Annotated in this window: 20 protein-coding genes and 2 pseudogenes; 18 read left to right on the top strand and 4 right to left on the bottom strand. The window is 42.6% G+C overall.

Annotated features, from left to right (window positions below; genetic code table 11):
- Window positions 1-213: 213 nt before the first annotated feature.
- From glpK to ACWOEX_RS02800, 7 genes are all read left to right on the top strand, one after another.
- A complete protein-coding gene (gene glpK, locus ACWOEX_RS02770) occupies window positions 214-1,710 on the top strand; it encodes a glycerol kinase GlpK (protein WP_455297800.1) in 1,497 nt (498 codons plus the stop codon).
- Window positions 1,711-1,720: 10 nt separating this feature from the next.
- Window positions 1,721-3,541: a type 1 glycerol-3-phosphate oxidase gene (gene glpO, locus ACWOEX_RS02775; protein WP_455297801.1), complete on the top strand. Its 1,821-nt coding sequence runs from the start codon at window positions 1,721-1,723 to the stop codon at window positions 3,539-3,541.
- A gap of 19 nt (window positions 3,542-3,560) precedes the next feature.
- Window positions 3,561-4,274: an MIP/aquaporin family protein gene (locus ACWOEX_RS02780; protein WP_455297802.1), complete on the top strand. Its 714-nt coding sequence runs from the start codon at window positions 3,561-3,563 to the stop codon at window positions 4,272-4,274.
- A 191-nt stretch (window positions 4,275-4,465) separates the two neighbouring features.
- Window positions 4,466-4,879, top strand: coding sequence for a hypothetical protein (locus ACWOEX_RS02785; protein WP_455297803.1), 414 nt, complete (start codon window positions 4,466-4,468; stop codon window positions 4,877-4,879).
- Window positions 4,880-5,053: 174 nt separating this feature from the next.
- Complete coding sequence (locus tag ACWOEX_RS02790; protein ID WP_455297804.1) at window positions 5,054-5,533, top strand: PTS sugar transporter subunit IIA; 480 nt, start codon at window positions 5,054-5,056, stop codon at window positions 5,531-5,533.
- Window positions 5,534-5,559: 26 nt separating this feature from the next.
- Entirely contained in the window at window positions 5,560-5,859 is a 300-nt protein-coding gene (locus ACWOEX_RS02795) for a PTS sugar transporter subunit IIB (protein ID WP_455297805.1), read from the top strand.
- A gap of 31 nt (window positions 5,860-5,890) precedes the next feature.
- Window positions 5,891-7,300 (top strand): PTS galactitol transporter subunit IIC, encoded by a 1,410-nt coding sequence (locus ACWOEX_RS02800; protein ID WP_455297806.1) that lies wholly within the window; start codon window positions 5,891-5,893, stop codon window positions 7,298-7,300.
- Window positions 7,301-7,416: 116 nt separating this feature from the next.
- On the opposite strand, the pseudogene ACWOEX_RS02805 reads toward ACWOEX_RS02800, so the two are convergent.
- Window positions 7,417-7,803 (bottom strand): annotated as a pseudogene (locus tag ACWOEX_RS02805) (substrate-binding domain-containing protein); the annotation flags it as partial.
- A gap of 58 nt (window positions 7,804-7,861) precedes the next feature.
- Window positions 7,862-8,389, bottom strand: coding sequence for a hypothetical protein (locus ACWOEX_RS02810; RefSeq protein WP_455297807.1), 528 nt, complete (start codon window positions 8,387-8,389; stop codon window positions 7,862-7,864).
- Here ACWOEX_RS02810 and ACWOEX_RS02815 point away from each other — a divergent pair.
- Window positions 8,281-9,030, top strand: coding sequence for a PTS transporter subunit EIIC (locus tag ACWOEX_RS02815; protein ID WP_455297808.1), 750 nt, complete (start codon window positions 8,281-8,283; stop codon window positions 9,028-9,030). The genes ACWOEX_RS02810 and ACWOEX_RS02815 overlap by 109 nt on opposite strands.
- Window positions 9,031-9,113: 83 nt before the next feature.
- Window positions 9,114-9,508 (top strand): annotated as a pseudogene (locus tag ACWOEX_RS02820) (PTS sugar transporter subunit IIA).
- 148 nt (window positions 9,509-9,656) lie between these two features.
- On the opposite strand, the gene ACWOEX_RS02825 reads toward ACWOEX_RS02820, so the two are convergent.
- Both ACWOEX_RS02825 and ACWOEX_RS02830 read right to left on the bottom strand, forming a co-directional pair.
- Entirely contained in the window at window positions 9,657-10,592 is a 936-nt protein-coding gene (locus ACWOEX_RS02825) for a nitronate monooxygenase (protein WP_455297809.1), read from the bottom strand.
- Between the two features lie 165 nt (window positions 10,593-10,757).
- On the bottom strand, window positions 10,758-11,741 hold the full coding sequence (locus tag ACWOEX_RS02830; RefSeq protein ID WP_455297810.1) for a LacI family DNA-binding transcriptional regulator: 984 nt from the start codon (window positions 11,739-11,741) through the stop codon (window positions 10,758-10,760).
- A gap of 174 nt (window positions 11,742-11,915) precedes the next feature.
- On the opposite strand from ACWOEX_RS02830, the gene ACWOEX_RS02835 reads away from it, so the two are divergent.
- The 9 genes from ACWOEX_RS02835 to ACWOEX_RS02875 all read left to right on the top strand — a co-directional run bounded on the left by ACWOEX_RS02835 (window position 11,916) and on the right by ACWOEX_RS02875 (window position 21,391).
- The gene (locus ACWOEX_RS02835) at window positions 11,916-12,740 is read left to right on the top strand and encodes a PTS mannose/fructose/sorbose/N-acetylgalactosamine transporter subunit IIC (RefSeq protein WP_455297811.1); all 825 of its coding nucleotides are present in this window, start codon (window positions 11,916-11,918) and stop codon (window positions 12,738-12,740) included.
- Window positions 12,727-13,557 (top strand): PTS system mannose/fructose/sorbose family transporter subunit IID, encoded by an 831-nt coding sequence (locus ACWOEX_RS02840; RefSeq protein ID WP_455298162.1) that lies wholly within the window; start codon window positions 12,727-12,729, stop codon window positions 13,555-13,557. The genes ACWOEX_RS02835 and ACWOEX_RS02840 overlap by 14 nt, the downstream gene beginning before the upstream one ends.
- Window positions 13,558-13,644: 87 nt before the next feature.
- Complete coding sequence (locus tag ACWOEX_RS02845; RefSeq protein ID WP_455297812.1) at window positions 13,645-15,105, top strand: arylsulfatase; 1,461 nt, start codon at window positions 13,645-13,647, stop codon at window positions 15,103-15,105.
- Window positions 15,105-15,950, top strand: a complete 846-nt coding sequence (locus ACWOEX_RS02850; RefSeq protein ID WP_455297813.1) for a formylglycine-generating enzyme family protein — start codon at window positions 15,105-15,107, stop codon at window positions 15,948-15,950. Before ACWOEX_RS02845 ends, ACWOEX_RS02850 begins: the two co-directional genes overlap by 1 nt.
- 51 nt (window positions 15,951-16,001) lie before the next feature.
- Entirely contained in the window at window positions 16,002-16,781 is a 780-nt protein-coding gene (locus ACWOEX_RS02855; RefSeq protein WP_455297814.1) for a sulfite exporter TauE/SafE family protein, read from the top strand.
- A gap of 228 nt (window positions 16,782-17,009) precedes the next feature.
- On the top strand, window positions 17,010-17,318 hold the full coding sequence (locus tag ACWOEX_RS02860; protein ID WP_455297815.1) for a hotdog domain-containing protein: 309 nt from the start codon (window positions 17,010-17,012) through the stop codon (window positions 17,316-17,318).
- A 9-nt stretch (window positions 17,319-17,327) separates the two neighbouring features.
- The gene (gene fabD, locus ACWOEX_RS02865; RefSeq protein ID WP_455297816.1) at window positions 17,328-18,281 is read left to right on the top strand and encodes an ACP S-malonyltransferase; all 954 of its coding nucleotides are present in this window, start codon (window positions 17,328-17,330) and stop codon (window positions 18,279-18,281) included.
- A gap of 153 nt (window positions 18,282-18,434) precedes the next feature.
- On the top strand, window positions 18,435-20,171 hold the full coding sequence (locus tag ACWOEX_RS02870; RefSeq protein WP_455297817.1) for an SDR family NAD(P)-dependent oxidoreductase: 1,737 nt from the start codon (window positions 18,435-18,437) through the stop codon (window positions 20,169-20,171).
- 32 nt (window positions 20,172-20,203) lie between these two features.
- Complete coding sequence (locus ACWOEX_RS02875) at window positions 20,204-21,391, top strand: oxidoreductase (protein ID WP_455297818.1); 1,188 nt, start codon at window positions 20,204-20,206, stop codon at window positions 21,389-21,391.
- Window positions 21,392-21,404: the final 13 nt, after the last annotated feature.

Below are 21,404 nucleotides of genomic sequence, written 5' to 3' on the forward strand. Positions count from 1 at the left end.
CAACTATAAGACGTCAGTGTTCGGAGGAATGCTGGCGTTTTTATGTGAAAAAAGAACAAGAATACTTAATTGTGAATGAGTTATCTTTTTTTAAATTTTAGATGATCACGCAACTATTGACTTTTGGAAACGTTTGCTGTTAAATATTACTGTAATCGTTCACAAGAGCAATCAAGTGAAAAATTAATAATAAAAATTGAGAGAAGGGTTAGTATGTCAGATACAGGGTACATTATGACAATTGACCAAGGGACGACCAGTTCACGTGCGGTTATTTTTGATCACAATGGGCATTCCCTTGCCGTTGCCCAAAAAGAATTTCATCAGTATTTTCCGAGTAATGGTGGTGTTGAGCATGATGCTTACGAAATCTGGACATCCGTACTGTCAGTGATTGCTGAATCCTTAATTAAATCCGGTGTTAAGCCGAGTGAGGTTAAAGGGATTGGGATCACTAACCAGCGTGAAACGACGGTCATTTGGGATAAAAAAACTGGCCGTCCAATCCACAACGCAGTAGTTTGGCAGTCGCGCCAATCAGAAGATATTGCCGATGAACTTCGCGATCAAGGGTATGAGGAGATGATCCATGAACATACCGGACTCCTCATTGACCCATATTTCTCCGCCACGAAGATTCGTTGGATCTTAGATCACGTTGAGGGTGCGCAAGAGCGTGCAGAAAATGGTGAATTGCTGTTTGGGACAATTGATACGTGGTTGCTCTGGAAGTTAACAGATGGTGAAAGCCATATGACTGACTACTCGAATGCTAGCCGTACCATGTTGTTCAATATCAATGATCTCGAATGGGATGATGAGATCTTAGATATTTTGAATATTCCAAAATCAATGTTGCCTGAGGTCAAATCAAATGCAGAGGTTTATGGTGAAACGCAACCTTACCACTTCTTCGGTAGTCGTGTGCCAATCTCCGGGATGGCCGGTGACCAACAAGCGGCACTGTTCGGACAGATGGCGTTTGAAAAAGGTATGATCAAGAACACGTATGGCACTGGGTCTTTTATCGTGATGAATACGGGTAAGGAGCCACAGCTTTCGAAGAACCAGCTATTAACGACGATCGCTTATGGTATTGATGGCGACATCAACTATGCACTCGAAGGGAGTATTTTTGTTGCTGGCTCATCCATACAGTGGTTACGCGATGGTTTGGAAATGATTGAAAGCGCCAGTGATTCTGAAGAAGCGGCGAAACGTTCCGATGACGAAGATGAAATCTATGTGGTCCCAGCTTTCGTTGGACTCGGCGCACCATACTGGGATTCTAAAGCACGTGGGGCAATGTTTGGACTGACGCGCGGTACAACAAAAGATGATGTCATTAAAGCCACCCTGCAGTCGATTGCTTACCAAGTACGTGATGTTGTTGATACAATGAAGGAAGATACCGGAATTGATATCCCAATGTTGCGTGTGGATGGGGGTGCCAGTGCCAATGATTATCTGATGCAATTCCAATCAGATATTTTGGATCTACCAATTCAACGTACCAAGGATCTCGAGACTACAGCATTAGGTGCGGCCTTCTTCGCAGGCCTCGGTGTCGGCTACTGGAAAGATATAGATGAAATTAAGGAATTATATGAATCCGGTAAGCTATTTGAGAGTAAAATGGATGAGGAAACACGTGAACACTTGTACTCACACTGGCAGAAGGCTGTCGAAGCGACACGTGTGTACGAATAGGAGGTAAATAATGTTTTCAATTGAAGAAAGACAAGCAAATATTGAGAAATTAGCAACTATCGATACGGATGTACTGATTATCGGTGGTGGGATTACGGGTGCTGGATTGGCTGTCCAATCGCAGGCCTCTGGCTTACAAACGACGCTTCTTGAGATGCAGGACTTTGGAGAAGGGACGTCTTCACGTTCGACAAAACTTGTTCATGGTGGGATTCGCTACCTTAAGAATTTCGATGTCGAAGTGGTATCCGATACCGTTAGTGAACGTGCTGTTGTACAGGGTATTGCACCGCACATTCCAAAACCAGATCCAATGCTTTTGCCGATTTATGACAATGAAGGGGAAAACACCTTTGATATGTTCTCTGTCAAGGTGGCCATGGACCTTTATGACCGTTTAGCGAATGTTACCGATGAACGGTATACTAACTACACCTTAACACCAGAAGAAGCATTGGAACGTGAACCATTATTACGTAAAGATGGTTTACAAGGCGCTGGAGTTTATCTCGACTTCAACAATAACGATGCGCGTTTGGTTATCGACAATATTAAGAAAGCTAACGAAGACGGGGCAATTTTATTGAGCCGTATGCAAGTGACCGGTTTCCTTTATGATGACCAGCATCAAATTATCGGTGTTAAAGCTAAAGATCGCGTCAATAATACAACGGTAGAGATTCATGCGCGGTTAATTGTTAATACGAGTGGCCCATGGGTAGATAAAATCCGTCATCTCAACATGGAACGTCCCGTACGTCAGATGATGCGCCCAACGAAAGGGGTACACCTTGTTATTGATTCCAAGAAGTTGCCAGTGCCACAGCCGACTTACTTTGATACAGGTAAGCACGATGGCCGTATGGTCTTTGTGATTCCACGTGAAGACAAGACATACTTCGGAACAACCGATACGGATTACACAGGCGACTTATCACACCCAACAGTGACACAAGAAGATGTTGACTACTTGTTAGAAGTTGTGAACTACCGTTATCCGGAAGCTAATATTACTCTAGATGATATTGAATCGAGCTGGGCTGGTTTGCGTCCATTATTGAACGACAATTCCGGCTCTGACTACAACGGTGGGGACAATGGGTCGCTGGCTGATGATAGCTTCGAGGCTGTGATTGATATTGTTTCCAAATACAACGCCAACAAAGCGTCACGTTATGATGTTGAAAAGGTTCTTGGTAATTTGGAGACAAACCGTGGTGAGAAATCGCCATCGAGCGTTTCACGTGGAAGCTCATTAGAACGTGAATCTGATGGTTTAATTACATTGTCTGGTGGTAAGATTACGGACTACCGTAAGATGGCTGCTGGTGCAATGAAATTAATTAAGCAAATCTTCAAAGACGAAGATAATCGTGAGATTGAACTGGTTGATTCTAAGCATTACCAGATTTCTGGTGGGGAATTTGATCCAACGACGCTTGAAGAGACGGTAGATGCTCTCACTAAAGAAGGAACCAGTCAAGGGGTTCCAGAAGAGGCTGCGCGTTATCTAGCTTCTTTCTACGGACTCAATGTGCGTAAAATTTACGACCGTTACGATGAACAGAATACTTTTGAAGGCCTCGATGCCGTCGAATCTGCACGGTTACGTTACGCTTTTGAAGAGGAAATGACGTTGACACCAGGCGACTACTTCATTCGTCGGACGAACCACTTATTGTTTGAACGTGAAATTGTTGATGACTTACGCGAGCCAGTAATCAACGCATTCGCTAAACAATACGATTGGGATGACACAGAGAAAGCTGAACAGACTACCGTGTTCGATCAATTGGTTCGTGAGTCTGATTTAGCTGATTTAAAAGGTTAATTAAAAGGAGTACATTACAATGATTGATTGGCGTGTAGTGCTCGGTGAATTTATCGGCACGGCGATCCTGATCCTCTTAGGGGACGGCGTCTGTGCAGCTGTCAACTTGAAGAAAAGTAAAGCCGAAGCATCCGGCTGGATCGTAATTGCGACCGGTTGGGCAATGGCCGTGATGATTGCGGCGTACATCTCAGGATTCATGAGTCCGGCACATCTGAATCCGGCAGTGACCTTTGCGATGGCCTTGCACGGCGGCATCGCTTGGAATATGGTTCTTCCTGTCATTATCGCCCAGACCCTCGGTGCGATTGTGGGCGCCGCGCTTGTCTGGCTCGCATACTTGCCGCATTGGGAACTCACGGAAGACCAAGGCCTCATCCTCGGCACATTTGCGACAGGTCCAGAAGTGAGACGTCCGGTAGCTAACCTGATGACTGAAATTATCGGGACTTTCGTTTTAGTGCTCGCACTGCTTTCGTTCGAGCAAGTCGAATTTGTCGGTGGACTCCAGAACTTCGCAGTGGCCGGCGTCATTATCGCGATCGGTCTCTCGCTCGGTGGGCCGACCGGTTATGCGATCAACCCGGCACGTGACCTCGGTCCACGCATTGCCCACGCTATCCTTCCTATCGCCAACAAAGGTGACTCCGACTGGGGATACGCCTGGGTACCGATCGCAGGTCCGATGATCGGTGGTGTCCTCGCTTGGGGACTCTACCTGTTGATGATTTAGAAAAATAACATATAAACCTCGGAAACACGCATTGTTTTCGAGGTTTTATTGTGCTTACTAAAAATTAGTTCATAAATGTTGACGGTTTCATTAATAGAAGAGTAGACTGATAATAGTGGATAAATGAGCGAAAATATATACAATTTAGGCAAAAATATACTAAAATTGAAGAAGTGGAAGATATTCCAGGCTTGACAGTTCCTGAGATACCATCAAGGACCGATGGTGATCAATCTAGCGCTTCGGCTGAGAATGGGCAGGCAAATGATGTAGAAATTCTACATGATATTGTTGATAATCAATGGATTGATGATATCGAAAAGGCTGATATTATCGAAGGGTCAAGAGAAGCGATTGAAGTTATCAAAGAAGCATCCTCAATAGATACGCATATGCCTGTAGTGATTGACCATGAGCCTAAAGAGTTGGTAAATTCTCATTCAGATGAAACGCACAACCAAGATATAGAAAATGATAAAACGACAGAAAGTGTATTATCTCAATCATATCTACTTCAAACGGGTGTGCTGACAGCTGGTGTAGGGATTGGATTATCTTTAGTAGTAGTGGGAAGTGTATTTACTCTTAGACATAAAAGGAATTGAAAGGAATAATATCAAGTAGCAAATGAGAAACCCTAGGAACGGTTAGAAGGATTGTTTCTGGGGTTTTGTTTATTTAAAATTGTTTAAAAATGTTTATTTTTAATGTTCGATGTTGACGGTTTCATTTTTAGAGTTTATAATAATTCATGCAAGATAAGCCAAAGGAGGATAGCAATGGCAACAGAACAACTCTTTTATCCAGAAACAGTATTCATTAGTCAAGCAAAGACGAAAGAAGAAATGTTTGAAACTGTCGGAAAGAAACTTCTCAAACAAGATTTAGTCACAGAAGATTTCTGTACAAAGGTTATCGAACGAGAGAATAATTATCCGACAGGTATGGATCTATCACCAATTAATCCAGATTATGAGGATATTGCAATTCCGCATACTGAAACAGATTATGTGAAGACAACGCGAATTGTGCCGATTAAGTTCGAACAACCGATCACTTTCCACAACATGATCACGCCAGATGACACCGTTGAAGCTCGCATGGCATTTATGATTTTGAATCAGGATCCTGAAGCACAGGTGAATATTCTAGCGCAGATTATGGACTTCATTAATCGCCTATCAGCCGAAGAAGTCAGCGAATTATTCGCAATGGAAGATACGGAAAAGATTTACCGATTTTTGAATGAGAAATTTTAGAAAGATATATATAGGAGGAACTCAAAATGATTAAGATTTTAGCTGCATGTGGTGCTGGTGTTAACTCAAGTCACCAAATCAAAAACGCAATCGAAGAAGAAATGAAGAACCGTGGTTACCAAGTGTCTGTGGATGCACACATGATCAAGGATGTTAACCAAGAAATGTTGGAGAAATACGATATCTTTGCTCAGATTGCCAAATCTGACTTCTCTTTTGAAGTGCCGATTCCAGTTGTTGATGCAGGGGCTATTCTCTACCGTGTACCAGCAATGGCAAAACCTGTTTACGATGAAGTTGAACGCATCATCAAAACGTTACAGTAGTCACTGAATAGACTAGAAAGGATGTGACATCGTGGACGCTTTTGTATCTTTTGCCAATAAGATATTGGATCCGCTAATCCAACTAGGTGCGGCACCGATGATGACGATTGTGCTGACGTTAATTGCTTGGGCATTCGGCGTGAAATTCAGTAAGGCACTCTCTGGTGGGTTGAAACTCGGTATCGCGATTACCGGGGTTGGGGCAATCATGAATATCTTGACCACCTCGTTCTCTAATGCTTTACAGGAATTCGTTGCGAATACTGGACTTAGTTTGAACGTTACTGACGTTGGATGGTCACCACTCGCAACAATCACTTGGGGTTCTCCATACACGCTATACTTCATGTTAGTACTGTTAATCGTGAATGCTGTAATGATCTTTACCAAACGTACCAATACGTTTGACGTCGATATCTTCGATATTTGGCACTTATCCATTACCGGTTTGTTTGCGATGTTCTTGGGAGCAAACTTATTCTGGACCACATTGTTGGTTGTATTCATCGGGGTATTGAAGATTATTAACTCCGACTTGATGAAACCAACCTTCAATGACTTGTTGGATGCGCCAGACGGCAACCCAATGACAACGACACACATGAACTATATGATGAACCCAATTGCCATGTTCTTGAATAAGATCTATGACAAGACGTTCTTCTGGCTTGACCGTTACGACTTCGACTCAGCAACCTTGAATAACAAAATCGGTTTCTGGGGTTCTAAGTTCGCTATCGGTATCTACCTCGGCTTCTTTGTTGGTATCCTTGCACGTATTCCAATCAAAGACATGTTAACGCTCGGATTTACAGCCGGTGTCTGCTTGGAGTTGTTCTCTGTTATCGGTCAATGGTTTATTGAATCTGTAGAACCACTCTCACAAGGGGTTACTAACTTCGCAACAAAACACTTTGAAGGTCGTCAATTCAACATCGGTTTGGACTGGCCGTTTATCGCTGGTCGTGCCGAAATCTGGGCAAGTGCTAACGTTTTAGCACCAATCATGTTGCTCGAAGCATTGATCTTGCCTAAGAATGGTATCTTGCCACTCGGTGGTATCATCGCCATGGGATTAACGCCAGCCTTGTTGGTCGTTACACGTGGTAAAATTATCCGCATGATTGTTATCGGTGCGGTATTATTACCAGCATTCCTTTACTCTGGTACATTGATTGCGCCAGCAGTTACAGAAATGGCAAAATCAGTCGGCGCCTTCCCAGAAAACTTGCCAGCAAGTTCATTGATTTCACACTCAACACTTGAAGGCCCGATCGAAAAATTCGTGGCTTACTTCTTCGGTAATGCGACAACAGGTGATATGAAGATGATCATTTACGCAGTTATTGCAATCGCAATCTACCTCGCATTGTTCATCTGGTACGCACGTGAAATGAAGAAACGTAACGCAGAATACGCTGCGAAGAAGCAAAACAACTAACAACTACGCTTACCAAATTGTTATTCCTTAAAAACTCGAAAGTCTCCTACCAGGCTTTCGAGTTTTTGTTTACACAAACAAACAGTCATGACGCATTCATGACTGTTTGTTAATTTTTAATTGAGTTCAGGATAATGCACTCTCACAGGCAAGACATACTTCTTATCCAGCGGCGCATCGACATCATTAATTCGTTTAATTAATAGATCGACGAGGATACTCGCGATATCTTTGATCGGTTGTTCGATGGTTGGGAAATAAGGGCAGAAGTCTTTGATGAAGGCTGTACCGTCGTAACCGATGAGTTTTAGATCGTCTGGGACGCTGATGTTGCGTTCTTTGCACAGATTATAAATCATCAACGCTGTGAGATCATCGGTGCAGAAGATACCATCGAGGTTTTCATGATCCAATAGTTTCTCTAATTCCATCCGTTTCAAGGTTAGGTTTTGAGAAATGGCACCGACCTTGAAGACGTGTGGTTCGAGTCCTCGAGTTTTTAGGTAATCGAGGTAGCAATCTAATCATCATTCGATGGTGAGTCGGAGTTCTGAGAACCGGTCACGATACCGATTTGTCTGGCCCCTTGTTGGTAGAGATATTCTGCCGCAAGATAGCCCCACCACGATAGTTGTCGCTGCTGACGATTGGAATGGTATCGGCAAGCGAACGATCGAATGAGATGATCGGCATGTTGAGCTTTTGATACTCATCAATTTCTAAGTTGTGTGCGCCGGCGATAATGCCGTTGGCTTTGTTGGCTGAAAGCATCGAGAGATAGTTTTTCTCTTTTTCACGGTCGCTCGCACTGTTACAGAGAATCGTTTTGTACTCCATGTTGAATAGTTTTTCTTCGAGCAAATTGATCAACTCACCGTAGAACGGATTTGCCACGGTTGGGAAGATTAAACCGATGAGTTGGTTTTTTTTTACCTTGCAGGGAACGTGCCATCGAATTTGGATAATAGTCGAGTTCGCGCATGGCTTTTTTGACTTTATTGATAGTTTTTTTGACCTGGAATATCTTCGGTCTTGAGATTTCGCAAGCTGGTTATCAGGGATCGGTGCTTCCGGTACTCGTGGTCGCATTCGTGCTCGCGAAACTGGAGAACTTCTTCCACAAGATTATGCCAAATGCGATAGACTTCATTTTGAGTCCGTTGCTTGCGATTATTATTTCCGGTTTCTTGACTTTCTCCGTGATCGGACCGGTTATGCAATGGGTAGGTAACGAGATTAATACAGGATTAGTTTGGGCGTACACGACATTTGGCGCAGTAGGTGTCGGAATTCCCGGTCTGTTCTATTCACCGATCGTTATTACCGGTCTACACCAAAGTTTCCCAGCTATCGAAATGAGTTTATTGTCGAACATCGCGCAAACGGGTGGTAGTTTTATCTTCCCAGTCGCAGCGATGGCGAACGTCGCGCAGGGTGGTGCCACACTTGCCATGTCACTACTCCAACGTGACAAGGAAGCGAAGAGTGTCTCCCTCTCTGCTGGTATTTCTGCTTTGCTCGGAATTACTGAACCTGCCATTTTCGGTGTTAACTTGCGCCACAAATTCCCATTCTTTATCGCGATGGTGGCGTCTGGGATTGCGTCAGTATTTATCGGCTACTTCCATGTTTTAGCGATCGCACTCGGTTCTGCCGGAGTGATCGGCTTCATTTCGATCGCACCACAGAGTATAGTTGCATTCTTATTCGGTGTCGTGATCAGTCAGTGATCAGTTTTATCGCGACATATGCGTACGGTTACATGCACATGTGTAAGACGAAAGGTGAAACGGTTAGCGATGATGCCAAAGCAATGACCGTTAGTGTACCGGTAGCTGGCGACGTCATTCCGCTGAAAGATGTCAATGATGAATTTTTCTCTAATGAATTAGTAGGTAAAGGTATGGCAATTCGTCCAAGCGATGGTACGATCTATGCGCCTGTCGATGGCACAGTTGAAGTCACTTATGCTTCCAATCACGCCTTCGGATTTAAATCAGATAGTGGGATGAAGTACTCATTCATATCGGTCTTGAAACAGTCGATATGAACGGAGAAGGTTTCAAAGCCTTCTGTGAACAAGGGGATCGCGTCAAACGTAACGACAAAATTTGCGAATTCGATCGTGATCTCATTAAATCAAAAGGTTACGATGATACCGTCATGGTTGTGATCACTAATACGGATACCTTTGCGGATGTTACTTGAGACAAAGCAGGAGAAATCACAGTAAATGAAGATTTGTTGAAGGTTGAATAATTGATTATAGATAGCGAAACGCTCAGAGTGATGAAGACTCTGGGCGTTCTTGTTCGCACAAAAAAAGACACCTCTTCAGGCGTCTCTTTCCTCACTACTAGTATGTAATCTTCAATCCTTCAGCGACTTTTTCAGCTTCCGCAAATAATTCTTCAATAATTTGTTTGGCAGGTCGGATTTGTTTCATCATTCCGGAAATTTCACCAGCCATGACAGAGCCGTTCATGGTATCACCTTCGAATACGGCGCGCGAGAGAGAACCTGCGGCGAATTCAGCCATCTCTTCTTTGGAAGCACCGGCCATTTCCTTATCGTAGTAGGCGAGCTGGAGGTTGTTCGAGATGGTGCGCACGGGATCGCGGTAGCGGCGCCCAGTGACGATTGTTGCGGTGTCGTTTGCGCCTAACACCATCTGCTTGTAGCTATCTGGGACGGGGCACTCCTCAGCGGTGAGGAAAATAGTACCGGCTTGAATCCCTTGTGCGCCCAACGCATACATGGCAGCGACAGAGCGCCCATCGCCTGTACCACCCGCGCCGAGGACTGGAATATCGACCGCATCGACAATCTGCGGAAGTAATGACATTGTGGACGTCTGACCAATATGTCCACCGGCTTCCTGTCCTTCGGCGATGACCGCATCGACATCGAGTTTTTCCATTTTAGTGGCATGTTTGACGGCAGCGATAACCGGGATGACTTTGACGCCGGCTTCTTTTAACTTCGGCAGATATTTTTCAGGGGAACCGGCACCGGTTGTGACGACCTGAACGCCTTCTTCGATAACGACATCAACGAGTTCAGGGATATTATCCATCTGAAGCATGAGGTTGACGCCGAACGGTTTGTCGGTCATTGCCTTGGTTTGGCGAATTTCATCGCGCAGCTGATCGGCACTCCAACCACCCGCACCGAGGATACCGAGACCGCCTGCTTCAGAGACGGCACCTGCGATTTCGTGTGTGGTGATGCGCGCCATGGCACCACAGATGATAGGGTATTTCGTTCCCAAAATTTCAGTAACTGTTGGCATAATATACGTACTCCTTTTCGTTAGGACGTGCGACACACATTAATGTGTGATTATCGGTACAATAAGTATTGAGATAGATAACTAAATCGTTATCTCACTACTAAAAGCGCTTTCTGTCTATTCTAGTTTACATTTTTACTTATAGTTTTGAATTGTTGAAAGCTATTAACTTTCACGAATGATCAAGTCTGTACTAGTTACAACATTAACTGGATAAAGTTGTGAACCTTTTATCATATTCTGCAAAACGAAAGATCCGCTACGTCCCATTTGTCCTGGATGTGGATCAATAGTAGATAGTTTAGGAGTCATATATTCTCCAATTTCAATATTACCAAAGCCGATAATACGAACATCTTTTGGAGAAGAGATATTGTGATCTTTGAGTGCTCGTAATGCTCCTATTGCCATGGTATCGCTAATACAGAAAAATGCAGAAGGTAATTTTTCTCCAAGATTTTCAATAGCTTCAGTCATAGCTTGGTAGCCACTTTGTATACTAAAATCCCCATGAAATATAAATTTTGGATCATAGATATCTTTTTCTTTTGCAATATCTATATAATGTGTAATACGCGGGTCTAGAATATTTTTGGATTGATAGAAGTTAGAGTTAGCAGCTATCAATCCGATATACTTATTACCTTCATTTAATAAATGATGCATGATTTTATTAACAGCATTTTTGAAGTCAATAGTGACACAACTTAGATCGCTATCGAGAGTATTACTATTGAGAAAGACTATTGGTATATCAGCAGATTTAAGTGAAAGAAGTGCTGACTCATCAAAATCACCTATAGCTAATATCCCATTGTACTCGCTATAATCTATACTTTTTGCTTCGAAAGTTATTTGATCAATTTGATATCCAGCATTACTTAATGAAGTTTCTACGCCCCACATTAGCGAACGATTAAATAAATCAGAAATTTCGATTTTTTTACGATGTGAAGTAATCGATAATACCTTCCCTAGAGTGTTCTCTGATTTTATCTTACGTCCCACATAATGCATCTCTTCAGCGATGCAGAGTACCTTTTTTCTCGTATCTGGACTTACTTTAAGATTGTGGTCATTACTCAAAATCCTAGAAACGGTTCCGCTTGAAACGCCAGCTTTATTGGCAATATCTTTTAATGTAACCATTAATTTTCTCCTATAACTTTAATATCTATTCTATTGTATCGAGTAAAAGGCCATCCTTCAAAAAAATATTTTTATATACTTTACTAAATTATATTGATTTTAGTAAAAAGAAAGCGTATTCTGTAAAAGAAGAGAAAATTATAAGTCGTAATGTATGCAAGGAGGCTTATCATAATGCAGGATATTACATATACTCAGATGATTCTATTAACACTGTTAGCAGTGCTTGGTGGAATTGACCCATATATTTCTGGATTACAATTTAGTAAACCAGCGATTGCTGGCTTTTTGGCCGGTATCATTATGGGGGATATTAGTACAGGGTTGGTTGTAGGATCAACACTCCAATTAATGGTTCTAGGTGTAGGAACATTTGGTGGTGCAACAATACCTGACTTCGGAACAGGAGCTATCATTGGAACTGCACTGGGAGTAGTTAGTGGTAAGGGAATTGAATTTGCGATAGGTCTATCGGTACCAGTTGGATTGCTCTTGGTTCAGCTTGATATTCTGGCACGTTTTTGTGGTGTTTATTTCTCACATCGTATCGACACTTACATTGATCGCGGTGAATTTAATAAAATCAATATTATATCTTGGTTAAGTCTACTTCCAATGGCTCTATCTCGTGCTATTCCAGTATTAATTAGTTTAATTTTTGGTAATAATGTGATTAACGTCGTTCTTAATTATGCACCAGACTGGTTAATGGGTGGATTAAAAGTTGCTGGGGCTGTATTACCTGTTGTTGGTATTGGTATTTTACTCCATTATTTACCAGTCAAACGTTTCTTTGGTTTCTTGTTAGTAGGTTACTTACTCGCTGCTTATCTCAATGTGCCGATGATGGGTGTTGCAGTTGCAGGAGCAGCAGCTGCTTTCATTCACTATAAACAACTACAGGAAAAACATGAATTAAAGACACAATTTGCAGATGTTGCAGCAGCAAATACTTCTGCTATGAGTGAGGAGGATGAGATTGATGATGATGAACTCTAATGAAGAAACAGTTAATAAATTAACTAAAAAAGATTTACGACAAATCAGCCTACGCTATATGTTTGGTGGACAACTAGGTTGGAACTATGAACGTATGATGAATGTAGCATACACACATGCAATTTATCCTGCTATAAAAAAATTATATTCAAATGATGATGAAAAAGTTAAAGGCATGTTGAAGACAGAAATGCAATTCTTCAATACAAGTCCGTTTATGAATGCACTAATCATGGGAATGGATTTAGCTTTACAAGAGAAGAATGGCTATGAGTCTAAGGAAGCTGTTGCTGCAGTTAAAACAAGTTTAATGGGGCCGTTTGCTGCGATTGGGGATTCTTTATTTGGTGCTGTAATTCCGGCCATATTTGGTGCATTAGCGGCTTATATGGGACAAGAAGGGAATCCAACAGGCGTTATTATTTGGTTAATTGTAGCGGTTGCAATTTTGATTATGAGATATTTCCAATTACCATTTGCATACAAACAAGGTGAGAAATTGGTTTCAAATATGACCGGATTGCTTCGAGATCTTACAGAGTCCGCGACCCTACTCGGTGTTTTTGTTGTTGGTGGCTTAGTACCATCTGTTGTAAATGTACAAGTGCCGTTTCAATTAACAATTGGGGAGAAAGTCATTGCTATTCAAGCTGATATGTTAGATCAGATTTTACCAGCGATGGTACCAATCGTATTAGTAGGATTAGCATATTGGTTGCTTGGTCGTAAAAGTTTAAATTCTACACGCGTTATTTGGATTTTCTTATTCTTATCCATTATTTTATACGCAACTGAACTTTTAGATGTCGCAGGATAATCAATTCGTTATATAATTAAATAGAGGAAAATAGCCTTTTGTTTAGATGGTGACAAAAGGTTATTCTTTTTATAGGGGGATTTGAATATGGATCAAGACAGACCAAATGTAGTGCTGATTGTAGTTGATCAGATGCGAGCAGATGCGCTGTCGATCAATAGCAAAGATAAATTCGTAAGCACACCAACATTAGATATGATGGCATCACAAGGCTATAACTTCGAAAATGCTTATTCACCAGTACCGAGTTGTGTTCCAGCGCGTGCAGCTCTGCTATCGGGATTGGATCAAGAGCATTCTAGACGTGTAGGTTATGAAGATGAAGTACCTTGGAATTTTACTCATACACTACCTAAAACCTTCAGTAATCTCGGTTATCAAACCGAGTGTATAGGGAAAATGCATGTATATCCGGCACGTAATCGTCTAGGATTTGATCATGTCGTGCTGCATGATGGCTATCTACATGTTGATCGTAAATATGATAAACCATACGGCTCACAATTCGAGTATTCAAGTGATTATTTACAATTTCTAAAAAATGAACTCGGTCATGAAGCGGACTCGATTGATGATGGTTTAAATTGTAATTCTTGGGAAGCGCGACCATGGCCATATGCAGAACGTCTGCATCCAACCAATTGGGTGGTGACCGAATCAATAAAATTTTTGCAGCGTCGTGATCCGACTTCACCATTTTTCCTAAAAATGTCGTTTGAAAAACCGCATGCGCCGTATGACCCTCCTGAATATTACTTCAATATGTATATGGATCGATTGCCAGATGAGTTTGACCTTCATATTGGAAATTGGGAAACTGTAGAAGATGTCATTCCTGATATAACAGCGAAGCGAGGAAAACTCAAATCGGATGACGAGAAGCGTATGCTAGCAGGATACTTCGGATTGATTAGTCATATTGATCATCAGATCAGTCGCTTTTTGATTGCATTAAAAGAATTTAGAATGGATAAGAATACCATCTTCTGGTTTGTTTCTGATCATGGTGATCAATTAGGAGAACATTATCTTCTGAGAAAAGGATACCCTTACCAAGGAAGCGTTCATATTCCATCTTTTATTTATGATCCAGGTAATCTTATTCCTGCTCAAAATCATAAAGTAAAACAGTTAATCAAAATTCAAGATATTTTCCCGTCACTTGTTGACTTGGCGACAGGTGAAAAGGTAAATACAGATGGTAAAAGCGTGAAACAGTTGTTATTTGGTGAATATGAGGGATGGCGTACATCTTTCCATGGTGAACACAGTCTCGGAGAAGATTCTAGTCAATATATCATGACAGATCGCTGGAAATTTATTTGGTTCCCAGTACGCGATGAATATCAGCTATTTGATATGGTTCGTGATCCAGATGAAATGGAGAATCTAATTGAGCAAAAGAAGTATGCGCCAGTAATCAAAGAATTAAAACAGAAATTGACAGAAATATTAACAGGACGCGAAGAAGGATTTGTTCATAATGGAGAATTAACACAAATTCCACTTGATCAAATTGTTGCAACACTTAAAAAGGATGATAATTAATGCATTTTATTCCAATGAGCGGTGGAACATTCAGGATGGGGACAGATGATGAGAAAGGTTTCGTTGAAGATTATGAAGGACCTAGTACAGAAGTAACAGTTGATGATTTTAAAATAGCAGATACCACGGTTACCAATGCCGAGTTCAAAGAGTTTGTGGAAGAAACTGGCTACATAAGTACAGCTGAAAAACTCGGCTATTCATTTGTCTTTCACAAGTTATTGTCAGAAAAACTTCAAGAGGTCTCTCCACATGTTCAAGGTACACCGTGGTGGCATGCAGTTAAGGATGCTAATTGGGCGCATCCATTTGGACCAGATAGTGATCTACATGGATTAGAGGAGCATCCAGTGGTTCATGTGTCATTGCGTGATGCATTGGCATTCTGTGATTGGGCGGGGGCAACATTGCCGAATGAAGCAGAGTGGGAATATGCTGCCCGGGCGAATACTAATACTGAATATCCTTGGGGAAATGAATTAACAGATGGAAATATTTATCATGCTAATACTTGGCAAGGCGATTTTCCGAAAGTTAACGAAGAATTAGACGGATTTCTAGGTACAGCACCAGTCAAACAATTTGAACCAAATAATTGGGGACTGTATCAGACAATCGGAAATGTTTGGGAATGGTGTCGTAATCCACGCTATACATTACTAGATGATTTTAATAACGATAAATTTTCTATTGAAGTAGAATCATTAAATGGTGAGTACGCAATTCGTGGTGGTTCTTTCCTTTGTCATGCTTCTTACTGTCATCGTTATCGTGTGGCTGGACGTAATGGTGTAGATCATATGTCGACAAGCAGTCATTTAGGTTTTAGATGTATTAAAAAATAAGTTAAGATAATCTTCAGAAGCTCTCTGAAGATTTTTTAACAAGGAGGATTTATGTATTTTCTAATTTACTTCGTCGTGATTGGTATTTCCGTCTTCTTCGGTGCACTCGCAGGCCTCGGTGGTGGTGTCATCATTAAACCGGTGCTCGATGCGATCGGTCATCACCCGCTATTCATGATCAACTTCTTCTCAAGTGTGGCGGTATTTTTGATGTCTGTGACCTCGATCGCCAAGCAACGTGAGCAACGTAAACACTTCCCTGTAAAACAGATGCTTTGGCTTGCGCTCGGCTGTGTGATCGGTGGGATCATCGGTAATCAGGTATTCAATGTGCTCGTCGCGTCGTTCGGCGATGAAGCAATGGTGAACCTCGTTCAAATTATCGTGACCGTGATTCTACTCAGTGCGGCGATTCTGTACTCCAATTTTGGGAATAAAACGCTCGATATGAGTGGGAACGTGCCGCTTCTCATCAGTGGTGTGATCCTTTCCGCACTCTCCGTCTTCCTCGGTATCGGCGGTGGTCCAATTAACGTGGCGTTCTTCCTGTTCGTGTTCGGCATGTCGATCAAGCAGGCCGCGTTCTCCTCAATTCTGACGATTTTCTTCGCACAGTTATCGAAACTCGTAACAATTGCGGTAACGACAGGATTTGGCGAATACGACCTCGTCTACATCATCCCGATTGCGATCGCGGCGATTCTCGGTAGTTATGTCGGATCGCTCACCCAAAACAAACTCACTGATAACCGCGTCCAAATGATTTACACCGTGATTACCGGCTTGATCTTACTTTTGAACATCTACAACGCCGTACAAATTTTAGTTTAATGAATAACGAAGCACATCAACGCGAATTGGTGTGCTTTTTTGTATTCGAGCTAAAAGTTGCTTTTAGGGAAATAGATAAAATAAACTAATATTGGAATTAATACAATGAATGATAAAGAAGGAGATTGTCATATGGACACGGAAGAATTTGTGACCTATCGTATGGTCATTCAGGAAGATCTAAATCATCATGGGACGCTGTTCGTAGGCCGTGCAGCTGAATGATTTGTGGCAACGTCTTTCTATATTCCGGGTAACGATGTAGTGATGGTAAACATCCACCAAATGACATTCGAAAAACCGATTGAACTCGGCAGTGTCGTGAAATGTACCGGGCGTGTCGTGTATGCGGGTCAAACGAGCGTGAGGGTGTACTTGAAGTTTGAAGTTGACGGTGAAATTCACGTCGAAGGATTTATTTCTTACGTGAATGTTGATGAGAATGGCGATGCGACATCGCATGGCATCGAAGTGTCATTAGACGATCCAGAAGTTGCAGTGTTGAATGAACGTGCAAAAGCATTTTTGAAGAAATAGGAGGAAACGATGAAAACAGCATTTGTATTTCCAGGTCAGGGCAGCCAATACCTCGGTATGGGACAATCCATTTACGATAATTTTGAAGTCGCGCGTGAAACCTTTGATAAGGCAGCTGAAGTGACGGGACGAGATATTGCCAAGCTTTGTTTTGAGGGTAGTGACGAGGAATTATTGAGTACGTTGAATCAGCAACCAACGATCCATACGGTTGAAATTGCGACTTTGCGTGCGATTGAAGAAGCTGGCATCAAACCGGACATGGCGGCAGGATTCAGTTTAGGTGAATATGGTGCATTAGTTGCCGCAAATATTATTGATTTTGAAGATACCGTGCAGCTTGTCGGCAAACGTGCGAAATTCATTCAGGACGTTGTCGCTCAGGGCGTCGGTAAAATGGTGGCAATCCTCGGTTTAGATCGCGATAAAGTTGAAGAAATCGCTAAAGAAGCTTCTAAAATTGATACGGTAGAATGCTCAAACTTCAATGCGCCAGGAAATATTGTAGTCTCCGGTTATAATGACGCTGTAGACAAAGCGGTTGAGCTCGCTATGGAAGCTGGTGCGAAGAAGGCATCGCCGTTAAAGGTGAGTGCGCCGTTCCACACCACCTTGATTAAGGACGCTGGTGCGAAAATGGCCGAAGAATTGAAAAAAGTTGATGTTCGTAACCCTGAAATTGCCTACTACACGAACCTTACGGGTAAGTCAGTTACTGTAGAAGATGACCAGATTGACATTCTCGATCGTCATATTTGGAATCCAGTACGTTGGGAAGAAACCATCCGTGAAATGGTTAAAGACGGTGTGGAATTAATCGTTGAAGTTGGCCCTAAAGGCGGTTTGGTTGAAAATAGCCGTCGTACCGTACGCAAAATCAAAGGCAAAAAAGTTAAATTTATGAATGTTGAAAATGCTGAAGATATCCAGAAACTAAAAGAATACATCGATAGCCAGGAATAATGAATGAGGTGGATGACGAATGAGTCGTTCACCTTTTTTATTTTTCTAAAAATTATCATGTGCATTTATGATCATATTATTTGAGTGAAACATATGTGATATGATACACTAACTATGTAAGCGGATAACATTTAAGAAGAAGGAGGTAATTTAATGAAGAAGTTTAATGATAAAGTGGCTTTAGTTACCGGTTCTGGTAATGGATTCGGGAAAGTATTTGCGATTGAAGCGGCACGTCGCGGGATGAAGGTTGCTTTAGTAGATATTGACCGCAGTGATATCGCAGGTGTGAAAATTTTATTAAGACAGCTCGGTGTTAATGATGTGATGACTATTCAAGCCGATGTATCCATCCAGGAAGAAACCAAACATGTGGTAGAAGAAGTCATGGCTCAGTTTGGGTCGATTGACATCCTGTTCGACAATGCTGGGGTGTCACCACTAGCAGACATCACCACATTACCAGTGAAAGATTTTGAATGGGGTATGACGACCAACCTTTATGCGCGTGCTTATATGTTGCATGAAGTGCTGCCAATTATGATTGAGCAGGGTACGCCAGCACACATTATCGAAGTATCATCGATTGCGGGGATCTTGCACGGTCTCGGTAACGGCGTGACATATTCAGCGTCGAAACATGCGAATGTGGCGCTCGCTGAAGATATTCGTAGTTACTGTAAAGCGAATGAGATCGGTAATATTGGTGTGTCGGTATTCTGTCCTGGATTTATTCAGACGGATCTTCACCACTGTGAACGTCATCGTCCGGAACGTTTCACTGACACCGAAAATCCATTCTACAGTTCAGAAATTTACAAACAACTTCAAGATTACTTGAGTATTTCAATTCAAACGGGTATACCGATCGATGAGATTGGTTTCCGTCTATTCAAAGCGATTGAGGATGAACAGATGTACATTCTCACGCATCCGAAATTCCTCGAAAAAATTGAAGCACGTCATCGTGCGATTGAAAAAGACTTCGAACCCAAAGATGCGCTCAGCGTAACCGTTGACTATACCGATAAAGTGGCATTCATTACTGGTGCAGCACACGGTTTTGGTTATGAATTCGCAAAAGAAGCGCAACGTCAACATATGAAATTGGCGTTGGTCGATATCGATACTGAAGCGTTGGAAAAAGTCGGAAAAGAACTTGAAGCGAAAGGTGCAGACGTATTAATTTTACCAACAGATACCTCAGTGTATGAAGAAGTTCAATCTAGCGTTCAAAAGACGATGGATACGTATGGGCAGATTGATGTGCTCTTCAACAATGCGGGGGTAGCTGCGACGGAAGACCTGATCAATCTCCACCCACAAGACTGGGATTGGGTACTTGGCGTTAACTTAATGGGTCAGACTTACGTCCTCAAAGAAGTCTTACCAATTATGATTAAACAAAAAACACAAGCGAACGTGATTACGACCGCATCGATTGCAGGATTGATTCCAGGCTTTGGCTTTAACCCAACGTACTCCTCCAGCAAGCATGGATCGGTAGCTGTGTCAGAAGCCATTAAGAATTCATTAGAGCTTCAGAATATTGACTACATCAAGATCCAATTGTTCTGTCCAGCGTTCATTCAGACGAATTTACATCACTCGGAAAGCTATCGTCCAGAACGCTTCAGCATTAATAATGCGCCAGAACATTACCAAACAGAAGGCTACAAAGAATCACAGAAACGTCTGGAACACAATATTACGACAGGTATTCCGATCGATGGGATTTCTGAACGTCTCTTCCAAGCAATGGAAGCTGACGAGACGTATATCATCACGCATCCAGAGAACTTACCATATGTTGAAGCACGTCACCGCGAAATCGAAGCCGACTGCAAGCGTGAGCTGACATTATGGGATATTTACGACAAAATGTATTAAGAATGAACGAGTTATAGAAAGGAAACTAACGCATGAAAAAATTAACAGATACAGTGACTTTCCGCCACGGCGCAACGGTTGAAACGCGTATTGTGCAACCACCAATGACGACATTCAGTGGGGACTCAGAAGGTCGTCCGACACAGGCGACATTTGACTACTACGACGCACGTTCAGAATCTGCGGGTATGGTGATTGTGGAGTTCAGTTACGTCCACGAAACGGGTGGCTCCAGTAACCCGGTCGGGCTCGGTAATCAGCTCGCATTCTACAATGACTCCTACTTGGAAGATATGAAACGTATTGCGACATCCATTAAACGCAACGGCAACAAAGCTGTGCTCCAAATTCACCACGGTGGTCGTGAAGCGCGTAAACGTGCGCAGGAAGGTAAGGAAGTGCTCGCACCATCTGCGATCGACTACAGCTTCCTACCGTACAAAGTGCGCGAAATGACGAACGAAGAGATTCTAGACATCATCAAGAGCTTCGGTGCCGCAACGAAACGTGCGATCGATGCCGGTTTCGATGGGGTTGAAATCCACGGTGCCAACCACTATGGTATTCAACAGTTCTTCTCCAAGATTTCAAACCACCGTACCGACAACTGGGGTGGCTCACTCGAAAAACGTATGGCGTTCCCACTCGCCATCGTGAAGGAAGTGACACGTGTCGCGCGTGAATACGGTCCAAAAGACTTCATCGTCGGTTACCGTATCAGTCCGGAAGAAATTCACGGCGAAGACATCGGTTACGACTACAAGGAAGCGCAGGAACTCATCAAGGAAGTCGACAAGTTCGAACCGGACTATATCCACATTTCCTTGTTCGGGGGTTACAGCTCCGGTCCTGCCAATGTGGATCGCTCCTATGCGGAATTGTTCCGTGATGTATTGAGCGAAGATACGAAGCTGATCATCGTGAACGGTATTTTCAGTGAAGAAGCAGCGGCGGACGCCTTGCAGTACACGGACTTCATCGCAGTTGGTCGTGGAACATTGATCGACCCAGAATTCGGTAAGAAAATCAAAGAAGGCAGAGGCAACACCATCGTCCACGAAATCACGCCTGAACAACTTCAGGAACGTTCCCACTGGACACCAGGATTACTCGAAGTCTTCGCTGACCCTGACCACCACGTAGGCCTTCCTTACATGCCAGGTTGGGAATCCATCACCCAATTCTACGAAGGCTGGTCACAACCGGACGAAAATGGTTGAAAATGCATAAAGA

Source organism: Aerococcus vaginalis (assembly GCF_053762225.1).

Bases quoted from the DNA above. Each gene is read 5' to 3' on its own strand.
- glpK (WP_455297800.1), top strand. From the start codon at position 214: ATGTCAGATACAGGGTACATTATGACAATTGACCAAGGGACGACCAGT.
- glpO (WP_455297801.1), top strand. From the start codon at position 1,721: ATGTTTTCAATTGAAGAAAGACAAGCAAATATTGAGAAATTAGCAACT.
- ACWOEX_RS02780 (WP_455297802.1), top strand. From the start codon at position 3,561: ATGATTGATTGGCGTGTAGTGCTCGGTGAATTTATCGGCACGGCGATC.
- ACWOEX_RS02790 (WP_455297804.1), top strand. From the start codon at position 5,054: ATGGCAACAGAACAACTCTTTTATCCAGAAACAGTATTCATTAGTCAA.
- ACWOEX_RS02795 (WP_455297805.1), top strand. From the start codon at position 5,560: ATGATTAAGATTTTAGCTGCATGTGGTGCTGGTGTTAACTCAAGTCAC.
- ACWOEX_RS02815 (WP_455297808.1), top strand. From the start codon at position 8,281: ATGGCTTTTTTGACTTTATTGATAGTTTTTTTGACCTGGAATATCTTC.
- ACWOEX_RS02810 (WP_455297807.1), bottom strand. From the start codon at position 8,389: ATGCGACCACGAGTACCGGAAGCACCGATCCCTGATAACCAGCTTGCG.
- ACWOEX_RS02825 (WP_455297809.1), bottom strand. From the start codon at position 10,592: ATGCCAACAGTTACTGAAATTTTGGGAACGAAATACCCTATCATCTGT.
- ACWOEX_RS02830 (WP_455297810.1), bottom strand. From the start codon at position 11,741: ATGGTTACATTAAAAGATATTGCCAATAAAGCTGGCGTTTCAAGCGGA.
- ACWOEX_RS02835 (WP_455297811.1), top strand. From the start codon at position 11,916: ATGCAGGATATTACATATACTCAGATGATTCTATTAACACTGTTAGCA.
- ACWOEX_RS02840 (WP_455298162.1), top strand. From the start codon at position 12,727: ATGATGAACTCTAATGAAGAAACAGTTAATAAATTAACTAAAAAAGAT.
- ACWOEX_RS02845 (WP_455297812.1), top strand. From the start codon at position 13,645: ATGGATCAAGACAGACCAAATGTAGTGCTGATTGTAGTTGATCAGATG.
- ACWOEX_RS02850 (WP_455297813.1), top strand. From the start codon at position 15,105: ATGCATTTTATTCCAATGAGCGGTGGAACATTCAGGATGGGGACAGAT.
- ACWOEX_RS02855 (WP_455297814.1), top strand. From the start codon at position 16,002: ATGTATTTTCTAATTTACTTCGTCGTGATTGGTATTTCCGTCTTCTTC.
- fabD (WP_455297816.1), top strand. From the start codon at position 17,328: ATGAAAACAGCATTTGTATTTCCAGGTCAGGGCAGCCAATACCTCGGT.
- ACWOEX_RS02870 (WP_455297817.1), top strand. From the start codon at position 18,435: ATGAAGAAGTTTAATGATAAAGTGGCTTTAGTTACCGGTTCTGGTAAT.
- ACWOEX_RS02875 (WP_455297818.1), top strand. From the start codon at position 20,204: ATGAAAAAATTAACAGATACAGTGACTTTCCGCCACGGCGCAACGGTT.